Genomic DNA, 16,429 nt, shown 5'->3' on the forward strand with positions numbered 1-16,429 from the left:
GTTATAGAAAAATCCCTAGAGAACTCTGTTATCGATGACTTGTTCGCCAGTGTGTCCGAAGCGCCTTTGCCGGCCTTTGAAGCTACCGATAGCCTTTTCCAACGCTTTCTGATCAAAATCGGGCCAAAGCGCATCAGTAAAATAAAATTCTGTATACGCCAATTGCCATAGCAGAAAATTACTGATGCGTTCTTCGCCGCCCGAACGGATAAACAAATCAGGCTCGGGTAACTCTGCGGTAACCAGATACTGATTGACGAGCTGCTCTGAAATAGCTTGTTCGTCAATCTCGCCCGATTTTACCCCGGCAACGATTTTCCGCAATGCTTGGGTGATGTCCCAACGTCCGCCATAGTTGGCGGCAATCAACAATGTCAATCCGTCGTTTTGTGCTGTTTGCCCTTCGGCAGTGGCGATTTTTTCCCGCAGCTTTTCCGGAAACGCACTTTTATCGCCGATGATTTTCAGCCTGATGTTATTTTTATCGAGCTTGTCAACCTCGGATTGCAGCGTATTCATGAATAGTTCCATCAACAAACTCACTTCATCCTGCGGCCTGCGCCAGTTTTCGCTGCTAAAAGCGAACAAAGACAGCACTTCGATGTTCTGTTTGGCACAATATTCGACGATCTTCCTGACCGCCTTGACGCCGGCATAATGCCCCATGATCCTGGGCATCAAGCGTTTTTGCGCCCAGCGACCGTTGCCATCCATGATGATGGCAATATGCCGTGGGTTGCCGTTATTTATCGCCGGTTTATCGTTATCAGCAGCAGTCATCTCGCCTCTCGGTTACATGGAAAGCAAGTCGGCTTCTTTTTCTTCAAGATGCTTCTCTACTTCCTTGATGTATTGATCGGTGAGCTTTTGGATCTTTTCTTCGGCCTGACGTGCGTCGTCCTCGGAAATTAGTTTCTCTTTCAACGCGTCCTTGATCGCGGCATTGGCGTCACGGCGAATATTTCGAATCGCTACCCGACCTTGTTCCGCTTCATTTTTGACGATTTTAACCAAATCGCGGCGGCGCTCTTCGGTCAGCGCCGGCAAAGGCAAGCGAATCACAGTGCCTTGTGTAGCAGGGTTTAAACCCAAACCGGAAGACATAATGGCTTTCTCGATAGCCTGGATCATGCTTTTTTCCCAAGGCACGACTTTCAAAGTACGCGCGTCCTCGACGGACACATTGGCAACCTGAGATAAAGGTGATTCATTGCCGTAATAAGTCACACTGATTTGATCCAGCAAACTGGGATGGGCGCGCCCGGTTCTAATTTTGGTAAATGCTTTTTGCAAGGACTCGATGCTTTTCACCATACGTGATGCGGCATCTTGTTGAATATCGCTGATCATTTTGTTAGTTCCTCTCGATTAGGGAGCCTATATCTTCACCGCGCATCAAGCGCATGATCGCTCCCGGCTCAAATACATTCATTACCCGCATAGGCAGATTATTGTCCCGGCACAAGACCAAGGCCGTGGTGTCCATGACATTCAAGCGCTGGTCGATGGCTTCGTCATAGGTCAGACGAGGATAGAATACTGCGTCCGCGACTTTATTCGGGTCCGCCGAATAAACGCCTTTGACTTTCGTCGCTTTAATCATCAACTCGGCGTCTATCTCTATGGCGCGTAAACTGGCGGCGGTATCAGTAGTGAAAAACGGATTGCCCGTGCCGGCAGCGAAAATAGCCACTCTACCTTTTTCCAAATGCCTGACGGCCCGGCGACGGATATAGTCTTCGCACACCTGATTGATTTTCAGGGCAGTCATCACCCGAACCGGCTGCCCGAGATACTCCAGTGCATCCTGCATGGCCAAGGCATTAATTACCGTCGCTAACATACCCATTTGATCGCCGGTGACCCGATTCAGGCCTTCCGATGCTTTCTCGCCGCCGCGCAAAATATTGCCGCCACCGATGACCAAGCCGACCTGGATACCTGCATCGCACAAGTCTTTCACTTCCTGAGCCAAGCGTTGCACTATATCGGGATCGATACTGCCGCCGCGTTCGCTCGCCAGTGCTTCGCCGCTCAATTTAAGTAAAATTCTCTGACAAATCAATTGACTCATAATCAAATATCCACCGTAAACATGGGTTAAAAGCAACGAACTAATATAAATAAACCCGGCGAACCGGGTTTATTAGGAGGCTTTTAGCCTCTAACTTGTGCCATAACTTCGGCGGCAAAATCTTCTTCTTTTTTCTCGATGCCTTCGCCCACTTCGAAACGAGCAAAACGCACTACAGCATTGCCTTTGGATGCCAGCAATTTACCAACGGTAACGCTGTCGTCTTTGATGAAAGGCTGACCCAACAACGTGACTTCCGCCAGAAATTTATTGATCCGACCGCCGATCATTTTTTCAACGATCTCGGCAGGCTTGCCACTTTCCAGTGCTTGCGCAGCAAAAATTTCTTTTTCCTTGGCAATTACATCGGCCGATACTTGATCATCCGACACATATTCAGGCTTGGCAGCGGCAACATGCATCGCCACGTCTTTACCCAACGCTGGATCGTTTTTGGTCAATTCAACGATAACGCCAATTTTACTACCGTGCAGATAAGCTGCTTGGCCGCCATCGGTGGTGGTGAATTTAACGAAACGGCGCACAGTAATGTTTTCGCCGATTTTAGCAATCAACGCACGACGGGTATCGTCTACGCTGACGCCGGTGCTCAGTAACATGGCTTGTAACTCTTCGTCGCTATTGACATTCGCATTCAACAAGCTGTTGACGACATCATTAGCAAAACCAATAAAATCATCGCCTTTGGCTACGAAATCGGTTTCGCAGTTAACGTCTACCATAACAACGGTTTTAGCGTCGTCGGAAACTTTAACACCAATAATGCCTTCCGCCGCGATACGACCGGATTTTTTATCGGCTTTTGCCAGACCGGCTTTACGCATGTTTTCAATGGCCAGTTCCATATCGCCATTGGCTTCAACCAGGGCTTTCTTGCACTCCATCATGCCTGAGCCGGTACGCTCACGCAATTCCTTGACCATCGCCGCACTAATACTCATCGTTTTTTTCCTCAAATTTTATTAACTAAAAAAACGCCTCACAAAGGAGGCGTTTAAAAGACAGTCTGTTCTGAATACCAGATTCAGCGGCGCTCAACCGCTTTGGCCGAGCGCGTTTAAAACTTACGCTTCCGTTACGACTTCTTCTACAAAATCGTCGGCTTTGGCTGAAGCATCCATACGCAAGGCTTTCGCTTCCAACACGGAGGCTGAAGCGCTTTGGCAATACAAAGTCACTGCGCGGATAGAATCGTCATTACCTGGGATGACGTAATCAATTTTTTCGGGCGAGTTATTGGAGTCAACCACGCCAACCACTGGAATGCCTAATTTTTTGGCTTCCATAATGGCATTTTTTTCATAACCTACGTCCAGAACGAAAATAGCATCGGGTGTGCCGCGCATATCTTTGATACCGCCCAGGCTGCGCTCAAGCTTTTCCAATTCGCGCTCCATGCCCAAAGCTTCTTTTTTGCTGAAACGTTGGTACAAGGTGCCATCGGCTTTCATCGCTTCCAGTTCTTTCAAACGGTTGATGGATTTTTTGATGGTTTTGAAGTTGGTCAACATGCCGCCCAACCAACGATGGTTGACGTAGGGCATGCCACAACGTTTTGCTTCTTCCGCCACGACTTTACGCGCCGCTTTTTTGGTACCAACAAACAGAATGGTGCCTTTGTTGGCGGTCATTTGACCAAGATAGTTCATGGCATCGTTAAACAAAGGAAGCGTTTGTTCCAAATCGATGATATGAATTTTATTGCGGGCTCCAAACAAGTAGGAAGCCATTTTCGGGTTCCAGTAACGGGTTTGATGTCCAAAGTGAACACCCGCTTCCAGCATTTGACGCATTGACACTGCTGCCATTTACTTCTCCTAAAATTGCCGAATAATTCGGCGTTGGGTTACGCCTCCACCCGCCCCGATCAGTGACCGAAAATCTGCAATAGACTTTCAGCACCCCACCGACCGTGTCGACAAGTGTGAGTATTGGTTACATAGTGAACTTGCCTTTATACCATGATTAGAATTTCACAACAACTTCAACTCTGATAGACTCCTGTCGGCGTTTGCCTGCGAAAGCATCTTGATTGGATAGCAAAAACAGGCCCGCACTCGCTTTTATCCCAATAATTAGCCACCTGCCGATGACTATTACCATAAAAACCGCTGAAGAAATCGACAAGATGCGCGTTGCCGGAAAATTGGCCGCCGAAGTACTTGAAATGATCGCCCCCTACGTCGTTGCCGGGATATCCACCGAAGAGCTTGACCAAATTTGCCACAATTACATCATCGATGTGCAACACGCCATTCCCGCGCCCTTAAATTACCGCGGCTTCCCTAAATCGATTTGCACATCCATCAATCAACAAATTTGCCACGGCATTCCCAGCGAGAAAAAACTGAAGAACGGCGACATCGTCAACATCGATATCACGGTGATTAAAGACGGTTACCACGGCGACACCAGCAAAATGTTTTGCATCGGCGATGTCAGCCCACACGCCAAACGCTTGGTAGACATCACCCGCGAATGCCTGTTTTTGGGGATAGCGGAAGTCAAACCCGGCGCCCGCCTCGGCGACATAGGCCACGCCATTCAAAAGCACGCCGAGAACAATCGCTACTCCATCGTCAGAGAGTTCTGCGGTCACGGCATTGGCAAAAAATTTCACGAAGATCCACACGTAATGCATTTCGGCAAACGCGGTGAGGGCGAGATAATCGAGCCAGGCATGATTTTTACGATAGAGCCCATGCTCAATCAAGGCAAACGCCATATGAAAATCCTCGCCGACGGCTGGACTGCAGTGACCAAAGACCGTAGTTTGTCCGCACAATGGGAACACACGATTTTGGTGACCGATACCGGCTACGAGATTTTGACGCTGAGACAGGAAGAGCTGTGAGCCAAGCGCTGTTCACCGAAAACGATTTTCTCAACTGTTTCGCGGGCGACAATCCGGTCGCCAAATTCAAAAATGCGATTAACGAGGAAAATGCGCAGTTAAAAATGCGCTTTAACCCGGACCAGGCGACCGTCGGCCTGCTGACCGAGAAAGCTCGGTTCATCGACAATTTATTGACGGCCTGTTGGCTGCATTTCCTCGACGCAGCCGCCAGCCGCCACAGCCTGATCGCGACCGGCGGGTACGGCAGAGGCGAATTGTTTCCTTACTCGGACATCGATATTTTGGTGCTGCTCAGCGCAGCCAACCCGATAGACTATCAACAGCAAATATCCGGTTTTTGTAACTTCCTATGGGATATTGGCTTAAAACCAGGACTCAGTACGCGTAGCGTAACAGAGTGCCTGGCTGTGGCCGAGGGCGACCAAACCGTATTTACCAACCTGCTGGAAATGCGCCTGATTACCGGCAACTCCGAACTATTTAGCGATTTAAAACACCAGGTAAATTCCGAAACACTCTGGCCATCGGAACAATTTTTTCCAGCCAAAATGGCGGAACAACAAAAGCGTTACAGCAAGTTTCACGACACCGCTTACAACCTGGAACCGAATATCAAGGAAGGTCCGGGCGGACTCCGCGACTTGCAGGTAATCAGCTGGGTATTCAAACGCCATTATAACGCATCGTCTCTCCGAGAGTTGATCAAGTACGGTTTTTTACCGAAATCGGAATACGACAACCTCATTACCGCTCGCGACATCCTCTGGCGCCTGCGCTTTGCACTACACAATCTGACCAACCGCTGCGAAGACCGCTTGGTGTTCGACTACCAACGCGAGTTAGCCAGCCAGTTCGGCTACATCGATAAGAACGAGCAACCGGATGTCGAGCAATTCATGCAGTTTTACTTCAAAACTGTCGTGGATATCGAGCGTCTGAACGAAATGCTGTTACAACTGCTGAACGAGAGACTGATCAGCAATAAGGAAAGCCTGGCCCCAATCCCTATCACCGCCAATTTTTCCTCGATTGATGGCTATCTGGAAGTCAGCCACAAAGACGTATTTCAAAAACAACCGCTGGCTTTGCTGGAAATTTTTTTAATCTTGCAACAATCGCCCTCTTTGAAGGGAATTCGTGCCAGCACCATCCGTTTGATTCGCAAAAATCTGCACCTGATCAATGCCGACTTCCGCGCCAACAAACAGGCCAACCGCCTGTTCATGGATATTCTCAGACAGCCGCGAGGCATTACCAGCCAACTCAAGCGAATGAACCGCTACGGCGTACTCGCCGCCTATTTGCCGGATTTCGCCAATATCGTGGCGCGCATGCAGTACGACCTATTCCACATCTATACCGTAGACGAGCACACTCTGTTTGTTATTCGTAATTTGCGGCGCTTCTCGCTGGCCAAACACAATAAGGAGTTGCCGTTTTGCAATAATATTTTTTTACTGATTTCAAAGCCTGACATTTTGTACATTGCCGCCATGTTTCACGACATAGCTAAAGGCAGAGGCGGGGATCATTCCACGCTAGGCGAAACCATCGCCAACAATTTTTGCCAGCAGCACGAATTATCAAGCCACGACACCAAGTTGATCACTTGGCTGGTTCGTCAGCATTTGCTGATGTCGATGACTGCACAACGCAAGGACATCAGCGACCCTGACGTCATCCACACCTTCGCCCAGGAAGTCGGCAGTATAGAGCGGCTAAATTACTTATATCTCCTGACAGTGGCAGACATTCGCGCCACAAATCCTAGCCTGTGGAATGCCTGGAAAGATGTATTGCTGAAAGATTTGTATATTTCCACCCACCAAGCCTTGCATCGCGGACTACAAAATCCGATGGTCCGATCTGAACGGGTACAGGAAAACAAAAAAGAAGCGCGCGACGAGCTTTTGAAACTGGGCATATCCAAAACCAATATTACACAGTCTTGGCAGCATCTCAGTGACGACTATTTTCTGCGCTATTCTGCGGACGAAATAGCCTGGCACACAATTGCGATCGCGGCCTGCCAGGAAAGCGAACTGCCGCTGGTGCTATTGCGGCCGCAAACCCAGCGCGGCAGCGCGGAGATTTTCGTTTACACCCGTAACGAAGCGCAAATTTTTTCAATTTCGACCGCCACCCTGGACCACCTGGGCTTAACGATTCTGGATGCCAGAATCATTACCACTGCCGATCAGTACGTCTTGAACAGTTTTCAGGTGCTGGAACAATCCGGCGAAGCCATTAACGACTTGTATCGCGAGGTGCACATCTGCACTTCGCTACGCCAAGGCTTGATTGCCAAAAAGGTTAAAGCCTCAAAGAATATCCACAAGCAATCCCGTCAGGCCCGGCACTTTCCGATTGAAACCAGTATCACCTTTCTGGAAGATCCATCGCACAAACACACCGTGATCGAATTAGTTACCACGGATCGCGCCGGTTTGCTGTCTACCATAGGCAAGGCGTTTACGGAGCTGGACATCCAATTGCACGATGCAAAAATCACCACGATAGGCAGTCGCGCTGAAGACATGTTCTACATCAGCGACCAGCAGTCAATGCCGATCACTGACGAAGATAAAAAAGCCCAAATACGCACCACCATGTTGCGATATTTGAGCCTGAAAAGCTAAAACCTTATCTAGCTAACAAACGTTCGCCGCGAGCTAATTTCGGCAGACGACCTTCCAACCCCATAGCAGCCTTCATCGCTTTGTTGCGGGCGGGAGTGATGCGTTGGGCCAAACCCAGACCAAGATTTCTTAGTAGTTTAATCGGCAAAATGTCGTTACTGAAGGACCGATAAAACACATCCATTAAGGTCATCATTTTCAGATTCTCGTTGCGGCGCATCGCTTCGTAACGCTGCAACACCGCCAGATCTGCGATGTCCTTGCCGCGTTTGCGGGCATCCACCAGAATCTCGGCCAATGCCGCAGCATCCAGCAAGCCGATATTGACGCCTTGGCCGGCCAATGGGTTAATCATGTGCGCCGCATCGCCCACCAGAGCCACACCTTGTTTCACGTAGCTTTGCGCATGCTGCCGCTTCAGTGGGAAACTCGCCACACCCAAAACTTGTTTAACCTCGCCCAGACAATCGGGAAAAGCCGCTACCAGCTCATCCCGCAATTGCTCGTAAGACAAGGCTTGTAAACGCCGAACTTCATCGGGGGATTGATACCAAACAATGGAACCGTAATTGCCCGTCAACGGCAAAAAGGCTTGCGGACCGCTGGATACAAATCGCTGCCAGGTAATGTCCTGCTGCGGATAGGCGGTTTCTATGTAAATCACTAGGGCATGCTGGTTATAGTCCCAGCTGGTCACGCCCAGGCCTACCGCCTGCCTGACTCGCGATTGTCCACCATCTGCCGCAACCAGCAACTTTGCCTGAAGCACGCGACCGTCCACTAATACCAACTCCGATTCGCGACCATCGTAATTTATTTTGGAGATGGTTTGCGGCATCAGTAATTCGATATTGTCAAAACTTGCCAGTCTATCCAGTAATGCCAGCTGGGTGATGCGATTTTCGACGATATAGCCCAGCTCGGGATAGCGAATGTCATCACTGTTAAAAGTGGTATCGCCGGCCGTTTCCCAAACGCGCATGCGTTTGAACGGACAATAACGCCGTGATGTCACACCTTCCCAAGCGCCGACGGCTTCCAGAATGTTCTTCGAGGCAATACTTAAGGCTGAAACTCTTAAATCATGCGGCTGCTCGCTGGAAAAAGCTTCCGGGACTTGCGCTTCTATGACAGCTACTTTTAACTCGCTGCCGCCCAGGCAACAAGCCACGGCGGCACCCACCATTCCCCCGCCGACGATCACCACATCAAATTGTTCTTTCATATTTCTTCACAAAGTTTTAAAACTAAAGGCCAGACGAGAGAACGACGCCGCCATTGGCTTTACGAAATGACAGAGGCCGCGCAACATGGTAGAATTACAAAGTTTCGCCAACTGAAATTCCGAAGTTAATTAGGGGTTCTCGCCGCATAGGACGACTCTAACACGCAGCAGGCAGAAAAACCATAAACGGCACTATCGGTAAGGAAAATACCGGCTAGCGCATTTAATCAGTAAGAGAGGATCTGGATAGCAATGATTAAAAACGCCCAGAAAATTAACGCAATACACATGCTTTACGACGCTGATCTCTCCCAGGATAGCTGCGGTGTCGGATTTATCACCCGCAAAGACAGCAAACAGACCCACGAGCTCCTAGTCAAGTCACACGAAGCCTTGTGTACGATTCCGCATCGCGGCGGCATGAGCGCGGAAGGCATAGGCGACGGCGCCGGCGTTAATATCGATTTGTCTCTGAAGTTTTTCCGTAAGGTCACAGGGAATGATGACCTGGAACTGGGACAATTCGGCGTAGCCAACTTTTTCTTCCCGGAAGATCACGCCCATTACGATTCTGAAGCACAAAAGCTGGTCGAAGAACAATTTCTGGAATTCGATCTGCCCATTATCAAATGGCGGGAAGTGCCTGTTGACAGCTCGGTGTTAAATGCGGCGGCGTTGCGCGCGCAATTACCGATCAAGCAGGTCATTTTCGGTCGCCCAAAATCCCTGACAGATGCCAGTCACGAGGCTTTTGAAAGACATATTCAGTCCGCGCTGTTAACGATAGAAGCCAACGGCTTCACTCGCCCGGAACTGAAAGGTTTTTATCCGTTGTCGATGAGTTCCCGCACCCAGGTTTATAAAGGCCGCCTGAACTCGTTCGAAGTCATCCCCTACTTTGTCGACTTGTACGACGCCGACCACGAAATCAGCACGCTGTTCTTCCATACCCGTTTTTCCACCAACACCGCACCGGCGACGATGATGGCCCAGCCGTTCCGTTATATGGCGCACAACGGCGAGTTGAACACAGACAAGAAAAACCGCCTCAGCGAAAATGCGATTGCTCGGCAAAACAACAAACATGTCGTGTTTCCTTGCGGCCAATCGGATTCCGGTCGCTTGGATCAAACCCTGACCCGCCGCATCAACGAAGATCAGCTGGATATCGTCACCGCCATTCTGGCAATGATGCCGCCAGCTTGGGAAAACGATACAACCTTATCGGCAGACGTGCGTGCCATGCTGGAATATTTCAGCCTGTATGAAGAGAAAAACGACGGCCCGGCCGCTTTAATCTTCAATGACGGCATTCGCGTCGGCGCGCGCTTGGACCGCCTGGGCTTAAGACCATTGCGCTCAGTGGAAACCGCAGAGTACCTGGCGGTGATGTCCGAAGCCGGCCAGATCGATTTCCCACCCGAAAAAGTGCTGAGACGTGGCCGCATCGAGGCTGGCGGCATGCTGTATTTCGACCACAGTACCGGCAAGTCATACAACAGCCATCAAGTGATGGAGCGTTTGGCCAAGGAAAGAGACTATAAAGCGCTGCTGAAACAAAGTTGCCTTCATATCAACGAATTGCCCAAAGTAGAGCTTGCGGAACTCAACAACGAGCATGAACTGAATATCGATCAACGTCACACTGCTTATTCGCTGAACCAGGAAAGTTTTAAGTTTTTGCTGGACCCTATTCTGCAAACCGGCTTGGAAAAAGTCTCGGCGATGGGTTACGGCCTGACGCCGAACGCTTTGAGCGCGTCTGAAGGCGGTATGTCACGTTATTTCAGCCAACGCTTTGCTCAGGTTACCAATCCGCCACTGGACTCTCTGCGTGAAAGCGACGGCATGACCTTGCGCGTAGCCTTGGGTGCCAAACCGACTTTTGCACCGCAGAACAGCAAACAGCTGATCATCGAATCGCCGATCCTGCAACGCACTCAGCTGGAACAGATTCGCAGACAAAGTCAGGTGAAAACCGCGACTATAGAAGCGCTATACACTCCAAATTTTGAAAATGCCGCGCAAAACGAACTGGCTTTGGAACAAGCTTTGCAAACGGTCTGCAAAGAAGTCGAACAAGCCGCGCGCAGCAATACCGGCATCATCATTCTGAGCGACGCCAATATCAGCAAAACTCAAGCCGCTATCCCTGCGCTGTTGACTATTGCCGCAGCCAATCAGCATTTAGTAAAACATGGCTTGCGCTTTAATAGCTCATTGATCATGGAAACCGGACAGGCAGCCAGCCCGCACGACGTGGCCACCATTCTGGGTTTCGGCGCATCCGCCATCTGCCCGCTCAGTGTCCATAACCGGGTAACTACCGAATACGCCGATCCGGCAGCCCAGCAAAAAGCGCTATACAGCTTTCAAAAAGGCGTCGAAAAATCGCTGATGAAAACCATGGGCAAATTCGGCTTGTGTACCGCTGAAAGCTATATCGGCGGCGAGTTTTTCGAATCCAATTACCTGGATACCGACGAACCGAAATTAAAACCGTATTTCCCCAACATCAATGCTTCCGTCGGCGGGGTGCGTTACAGTGACATCGCCGCCAGCGCAACGGAATGGCACCATAAGGCGCTATCCGTAAAAAGCGAAAACGATATCCCGTTTCTAGGCCTATTCAAAGAGCGTAACGAAGGTGCCGGCCACACGTTTGGCAACACGGCGGTGCGCGAATATATCAACATGACCGATGAAGCGATCATGTACATAGCGCCACAACAAGCGCCGGAAGCCAGCGATACGGCGTATTTGGATTTCGGCTATGAGAAACGCACACCGGCGCAAATTGACGCTTTCGGTATTACTCCGGCTTATCGCAGCTTTACCCACAACCTGGCTCAGGAGCGGGCGAACCGCCCAGCTGCTTTGCGCGATGTAATGGAGTTTCCGGCCGATGTCAGCGACGCTAACAGCAAAGCCGATTTTGATCGCCTTTTGGGCAGCCAGGATTTGCACGGTAACAATAATTACCTGATCCGCGGCCTACAGGTCGAGAAAAGCAACGGCGTGGTGTTTAGCATTCGGCTTACCGAGAATTCAAGCAAAGCGCGTCTGGAACAATTAGCCGAACACCTAAAAGGTCGCTTTGCCGGTAACGATTTCGGTTTAACCCTGGAAAACGACAGTATCAGTCTGCGGGCGAACGACAGCGACAGTCTGATTTACAACTATCTGATCAACGTGCGCCCTGCCCGCTCGCCGATAGCGCTGGACCTTGTTCAGCCCGCCCATGAAATCACTCCGACTTTCGCATCCGGTGCGATGAGTCACGGCGCGCTGCTGGCCGAAGCCCATGAAGCCGTCGCGCAAGGCACCAACATTGCCGGCGGCATGAGCAACTCCGGCGAAGGTGGCGAACATTCCAGCCGCTTTGGCACGATTCGCTCCAGTAAAATCAAACAGTTCGCTTCCGGCCGCTTCGGCGTCTGGGCTGGCTATTTAGCCGATCCGAATCTGGAAGAAATTGAAATCAAGATCGGCCAAGGCGCCAAGCCCGGCGAGGGTGGCCAATTACCGGCACCTAAAGTCTCTGTCGAAATCGCCGCGCTACGTGGCGGCACGCCCAAAGTAGAATTGGTCAGCCCACCTCCACATCACGATACCTATTCCATCGAAGACTTGGGCCAATTGATCCATGACGCCAAGGCAGCCCGCGTCCGCGTGGTGGTAAAACTGGTTTCCTCGGAAGGCATAGGCACCATCGCAGTTGGTGTTGCCAAAGCGGGCGCCGATGTAATCAACGTAGCGGGCAACACCGGCGGTACCGGCGCGGCGGCTGTTACTAGCTTGAAAAACACCGGCCGCTCACCTGAAATTGGTATCGCCGAAGTCCATCAAGCGTTGGCTGCCAACGGTCTGCGCGATAAAGTCATTTTGCGTTGCAGTGCGGCTCATCAGAACGGTGCCGACGTCGTGAAATCGGCTATTCTCGGCGGCGATTCCTTCGAGTTCGGTACCACAGCGCTGATGATGCTACGCTGCGTCATGGCGAAAAACTGCAACATCCGCTGCCCGGCCGGTTTGACCACCGCCCACGAAGAATTCAAAGGCGACCCGCGTGTATTGGCACAATTCTTTATGAACCTGGCCCACGAAGTGCGCGAAATCCTGGCTGACCTGGGTTACACCAGTTTGCAGGACATTCGTGGTAAAACCGAGTTGCTGCATCTGATCGACCACCCCAGCATGGTCGGCCAAATTCACTTGCAAAAACTGCTGGCGGAAGTACCTGTTATCAAAATCGAGAAACCGATTTATCTAGAAAAAGATTTCGCGATCGACGATTTGATCTTCGCGCGCGTCAAATCGGCGTTGTTCGAAAAAGGTCAAAAACAAGTGGTCGTCGAAGGCAACGAGTTCAAGCTGAACAACCGCAACAAAACCGTCGGCGGTCAAACCGCAGTCGATCTGGAACGCTTGTTGACTTATGAACTCAACCCAGAGCAAGTCGCTAAGTCGAACATCATCTATACCAACCAACACGGTCGCCGTTATTTAGCCGACGATACCATTATCGTCCGCACCCATGGTTCGGCAGGTCAAAGTTACGCCGCGTTCAACAACGACGGCATGCGTATGGAGCACACCGGCACCTGCAACGATGGCGTCGGCAAAACCGCTTGCGGCGGTACCATCGTTATCAAATCACCTGGCGGCGGATCAAAGTTGCCCGGCGAGAACGTGCTGATCGGTAACTTTGCGCTATTCGGGGCCTCCGGCGGCAAAACCTTTATCAATGGCGAAGCCGGCGACCGTTTCGCGGTACGTAACTCCGGCGCGATGGCTGTCGTCGAAGGCGTCGGTGACTTTGCCTGCGAATACATGATTAACGGCGCGGTATTGAATCTGGGCGGTTTTGGTAAAGGCTTCTGCACCGGAATGTCTGGCGGCAATGCCTACCAATACGACCCTGATAATCGCTTACACGATTTGTATGACGACACCTCGGTATCGATACACAGTTTGACCGATGACACCGATGTAGCAAGTAGTCATGAGCAATTCATTTTGTACATGCTGGAGCAACATGTTGAACATACCGACTCGGAAAAAGCCCAGGCCATTCTGGCTAATTGGACCAACGAGCGTCAGCACTTCAAATTTGCCTTGCCGCTCTGGTTAAACCGCACGCAAACGGCCGAATACCTGAGCAAAGCTTTGGATCGCAAAGCTATGATCGAAGAATTGTCGGTGGCATTTGCACAAAAACAAATCGAGCAAATCAAACAGGCTTACAAAAACGACACACCACTGTTCGACGGTGCTATCCCCGGTTACGGCGAAACCGACACCGATCTCACTTTGAAACTGATCAACAGCTATGCGGTGATAGATAAAGCCCAGCAAATAGCCCGCGATCAGCTGAATAAAGCCGGCCAACCGGCTACCGAAGCCTTAGTCGATAAACATGCCTACAAATTAGTCATGGAACGTCCGCGCAAACTGCAAGACGCGCTGATTAAAAATATCCGCGAAGCTTACAGCCAATACGATGACGGCCAGTTAGCGGCGTTGATGGCGGAAAAACGCCTGAACGACTACAAAACCACGCTGATGCTACGCGACGTGCAAAGCATTTACTCGATCGGCTCCACGGCCTGGATCATCGAACAGGATAGATTCAATCGTGTCGCTTTGGCCGGCCTGCCGTCCATCGATAAAAATCTGGCGAGCTTGGAAAGCCTGTCTATCGTTAAAGACATGCTGGAAAGCGCGTCCGCCTAAGCCCATGGAGGGTGCCTGCCACGCACCCTCCACACCGCGATTGGCAAGAACCAAATACAGTGACTGGACAGCCTGACACCTGTCCACAGATGGTAATGAAATGAAAGCACCTTTTATCCCTCAAAACGCTCCTTACAGTGACACCCAACGCGCCTGGCTAGGCGGCTTTTTCGCCGGCATGCACAGCCACATGCTGCATAGCGCCGGCAGCGTCAATCAAGCCGACGCCCGTACCTTGCACATCCTTTATGGCACCCAGACCGGTAACTCCGAGTCTCTAGCCAACGACGCAGCCAACGCGGCTAAAAAGCACGGTTTGCAACCCGTGGTTAAAAGTATGGATGAAATTGAAATCGGCCAATTGCCGCAAATGCAGTACTTGTTGATCATTACCAGCACATATGGCGAAGGCGCGATGCCGGACAACGCGGAAATGCTGTGGGAAGCCGCGAATAGCGATGCGGCTCCGAGCCTGGAAAATGTCAATTATTCGGTATTGGCTTTGGGTGACACCAGCTACGACTTGTTCTGCCAGGCCGGCATAGACTGGGATAACAAATTGGCTGCTCTGGGCGCTAAACGCCTGTTCGACCGCGTCGATTGCGACGTGGATTTCGAAGCGCCGGCGGAAAAATGGCTGAGCGAAGTGATTCCGTTGATGGCGGAAGGTGCCAGCACAGTTGCGGTTGTCGATACCGAAACCCAACCTGCCAAATCGGTCTACAACCGCAAAAATCCGTTTCCGGCCAAAATGCGCGTCAACCGCATCGTCACGGCATTGGATTCGTCGAAAGAAACTCGGCATTACGAAATTTCCATTGATGGCTCCGGCCTCAGTTACGAAGCGGGCGATGCCTTGTGCGTAATCCCGACTAACTGCCCGGATCTGGTCGCGCAAATTGTCAAAGCCATCGGTTGCACCGGTGCAGAAGATGAACCGGTCAATGGCGAGCTAATGAAGCTGTCGGATGCTCTGCGTACGCATTTCGAGATTAAATTACCCGGCAAAGAGCTGATTGAAGAAATCGCCAGCCGTTCCGGTGATCAGGAGTTGAACGCTTTACTATTATCCGGCGATAAGGAAAAGCTGGCCGATTATCTGTGGGGCCGCGACATACTCGATCTATTGCTGCAATTCCCCGGGGTAGAGTTTTCCGCCGCCGAATTTTTGCGTTTATTAAAACCGCTGCAACATCGCGCCTACTCCATCTCCTCCAGTGGCAAGAAACATCCGGACAGCGTACATTTGACCGTCGCCAGCGTGCGTTACGACGCGCACGGCCGCCAACACAAAGGCGTCTGCTCCACCTATCTGGCCGATTTAGTTAATGAAGAAAGCGATGTGCGGATATTCTTCACTCCCAACAACAACTTCCGCGTGCCGGCCGATGATAGTTTGCCGATGATCATGGTTGGACCAGGCACCGGTATCGCGCCGTTTCGCGCTTTTCTGCAAGAACGCGAATTCCGTAAAGCCCCTGGCAAAAACTGGCTGTTTTTCGGCGATCGCAACGCCGCCACCGATTTTATCTACCGCGAAGAAATCGAAGCAATGCAAAGCAGCGGCCTGCTGACCAAGCTGGATTTGGCTTTCTCTCGCGACCAAGCGGAAAAAATCTATGTGCAAGACCGTATGAAAGAGCATGGTGCCGAACTTTATGCCTGGTTGGAACAAGGCGGCTACTTCTTCGTTTGCGGCGATGCTTACCGAATGGCGAAAGACGTCGATCAAGCCCTGCACGATGTAATTCGCGAGCACGGCAAGAAAACCTTGATCAAGGCGGTTGAGTACGTTAACCAACTGAAAAAAGATAAACGCTACGTCCGGGATGTTTACTAATCTGACGTGATGCTCACGGGTACACATACTGTGTACC

Annotated in this window: 10 protein-coding genes; 4 read left to right on the top strand and 6 right to left on the bottom strand. The window is 51.0% G+C overall.

Annotated features, from left to right (window positions below; all coding sequences use genetic code 11):
• Positions 1–15: 15 nt before the first annotated feature.
• The 5 genes from G006_RS0103885 to rpsB all read right to left on the bottom strand — a co-directional run bounded on the left by G006_RS0103885 (position 16) and on the right by rpsB (position 3,903).
• On the bottom strand, positions 16–780 hold the full coding sequence (locus G006_RS0103885) for an isoprenyl transferase (protein ID WP_020481854.1): 765 nt from the start codon (positions 778–780) through the stop codon (positions 16–18).
• Between the two features lie 12 nt (positions 781–792).
• Positions 793–1,350, bottom strand: coding sequence for a ribosome recycling factor (frr, locus tag G006_RS0103890; protein ID WP_020481855.1), 558 nt, complete (start codon positions 1,348–1,350; stop codon positions 793–795).
• A gap of 4 nt (positions 1,351–1,354) precedes the next feature.
• The gene (gene pyrH, locus G006_RS0103895; RefSeq protein ID WP_020481856.1) at positions 1,355–2,074 is read right to left on the bottom strand and encodes a UMP kinase; all 720 of its coding nucleotides are present in this window, start codon (positions 2,072–2,074) and stop codon (positions 1,355–1,357) included.
• Between the two features lie 83 nt (positions 2,075–2,157).
• Positions 2,158–3,036: a translation elongation factor Ts gene (gene tsf, locus G006_RS0103900; RefSeq protein WP_020481857.1), complete on the bottom strand. Its 879-nt coding sequence runs from the start codon at positions 3,034–3,036 to the stop codon at positions 2,158–2,160.
• Positions 3,037–3,159: 123 nt separating this feature from the next.
• Entirely contained in the window at positions 3,160–3,903 is a 744-nt protein-coding gene (gene rpsB, locus G006_RS0103905) for a 30S ribosomal protein S2 (protein WP_020481858.1), read from the bottom strand.
• A 281-nt stretch (positions 3,904–4,184) separates the two neighbouring features.
• On the opposite strand from rpsB, the gene map reads away from it, so the two are divergent.
• Together map and glnD are read left to right on the top strand one after the other, a co-directional pair.
• The gene (gene map / locus G006_RS0103915; protein ID WP_020481860.1) at positions 4,185–4,949 is read left to right on the top strand and encodes a type I methionyl aminopeptidase; all 765 of its coding nucleotides are present in this window, start codon (positions 4,185–4,187) and stop codon (positions 4,947–4,949) included.
• Positions 4,946–7,591, top strand: coding sequence for a [protein-PII] uridylyltransferase (gene glnD / locus G006_RS0103920; protein ID WP_020481861.1), 2,646 nt, complete (start codon positions 4,946–4,948; stop codon positions 7,589–7,591). Before map ends, glnD begins: the two co-directional genes overlap by 4 nt.
• 4 nt (positions 7,592–7,595) lie before the next feature.
• Here glnD and G006_RS0103925 read toward each other — a convergent pair whose 3' ends face one another.
• Positions 7,596–8,816, bottom strand: a complete 1,221-nt coding sequence (locus G006_RS0103925; RefSeq protein ID WP_020481862.1) for an FAD-dependent monooxygenase — start codon at positions 8,814–8,816, stop codon at positions 7,596–7,598.
• 252 nt (positions 8,817–9,068) lie between these two features.
• Here G006_RS0103925 and G006_RS0103930 point away from each other — a divergent pair, with 252 nt between their 5' ends.
• Both G006_RS0103930 and G006_RS0103935 read left to right on the top strand, forming a co-directional pair.
• Complete coding sequence (locus G006_RS0103930) at positions 9,069–14,552, top strand: glutamate synthase-related protein (RefSeq protein ID WP_020481863.1); 5,484 nt, start codon at positions 9,069–9,071, stop codon at positions 14,550–14,552.
• 100 nt (positions 14,553–14,652) lie between these two features.
• Complete coding sequence (locus G006_RS0103935) at positions 14,653–16,392, top strand: sulfite reductase subunit alpha (protein ID WP_020481864.1); 1,740 nt, start codon at positions 14,653–14,655, stop codon at positions 16,390–16,392.
• Positions 16,393–16,429: the final 37 nt, after the last annotated feature.

Origin of the sequence: Methylomonas sp. MK1, assembly GCF_000365425.1 — a bacterium.
GTDB lineage: Bacteria > Pseudomonadota > Gammaproteobacteria > Methylococcales > Methylomonadaceae > Methylomonas.

What these genes read in the sequence shown, in the direction of transcription:
- G006_RS0103935 (WP_020481864.1), top strand. Translation starts at nt 14,653, where the DNA reads ATGAAAGCACCTTTTATCCCTCAAAACGCTCCTTACAGTGACACCCAA.
- frr (WP_020481855.1), bottom strand. Translation starts at nt 1,350, where the DNA reads ATGATCAGCGATATTCAACAAGATGCCGCATCACGTATGGTGAAAAGC.
- pyrH (WP_020481856.1), bottom strand. Translation starts at nt 2,074, where the DNA reads ATGAGTCAATTGATTTGTCAGAGAATTTTACTTAAATTGAGCGGCGAA.
- G006_RS0103925 (WP_020481862.1), bottom strand. Translation starts at nt 8,816, where the DNA reads ATGAAAGAACAATTTGATGTGGTGATCGTCGGCGGGGGAATGGTGGGT.
- G006_RS0103930 (WP_020481863.1), top strand. Translation starts at nt 9,069, where the DNA reads ATGATTAAAAACGCCCAGAAAATTAACGCAATACACATGCTTTACGAC.
- tsf (WP_020481857.1), bottom strand. Translation starts at nt 3,036, where the DNA reads ATGAGTATTAGTGCGGCGATGGTCAAGGAATTGCGTGAGCGTACCGGC.
- rpsB (WP_020481858.1), bottom strand. Translation starts at nt 3,903, where the DNA reads ATGGCAGCAGTGTCAATGCGTCAAATGCTGGAAGCGGGTGTTCACTTT.
- G006_RS0103885 (WP_020481854.1), bottom strand. Translation starts at nt 780, where the DNA reads ATGACTGCTGCTGATAACGATAAACCGGCGATAAATAACGGCAACCCA.
- map (WP_020481860.1), top strand. Translation starts at nt 4,185, where the DNA reads ATGACTATTACCATAAAAACCGCTGAAGAAATCGACAAGATGCGCGTT.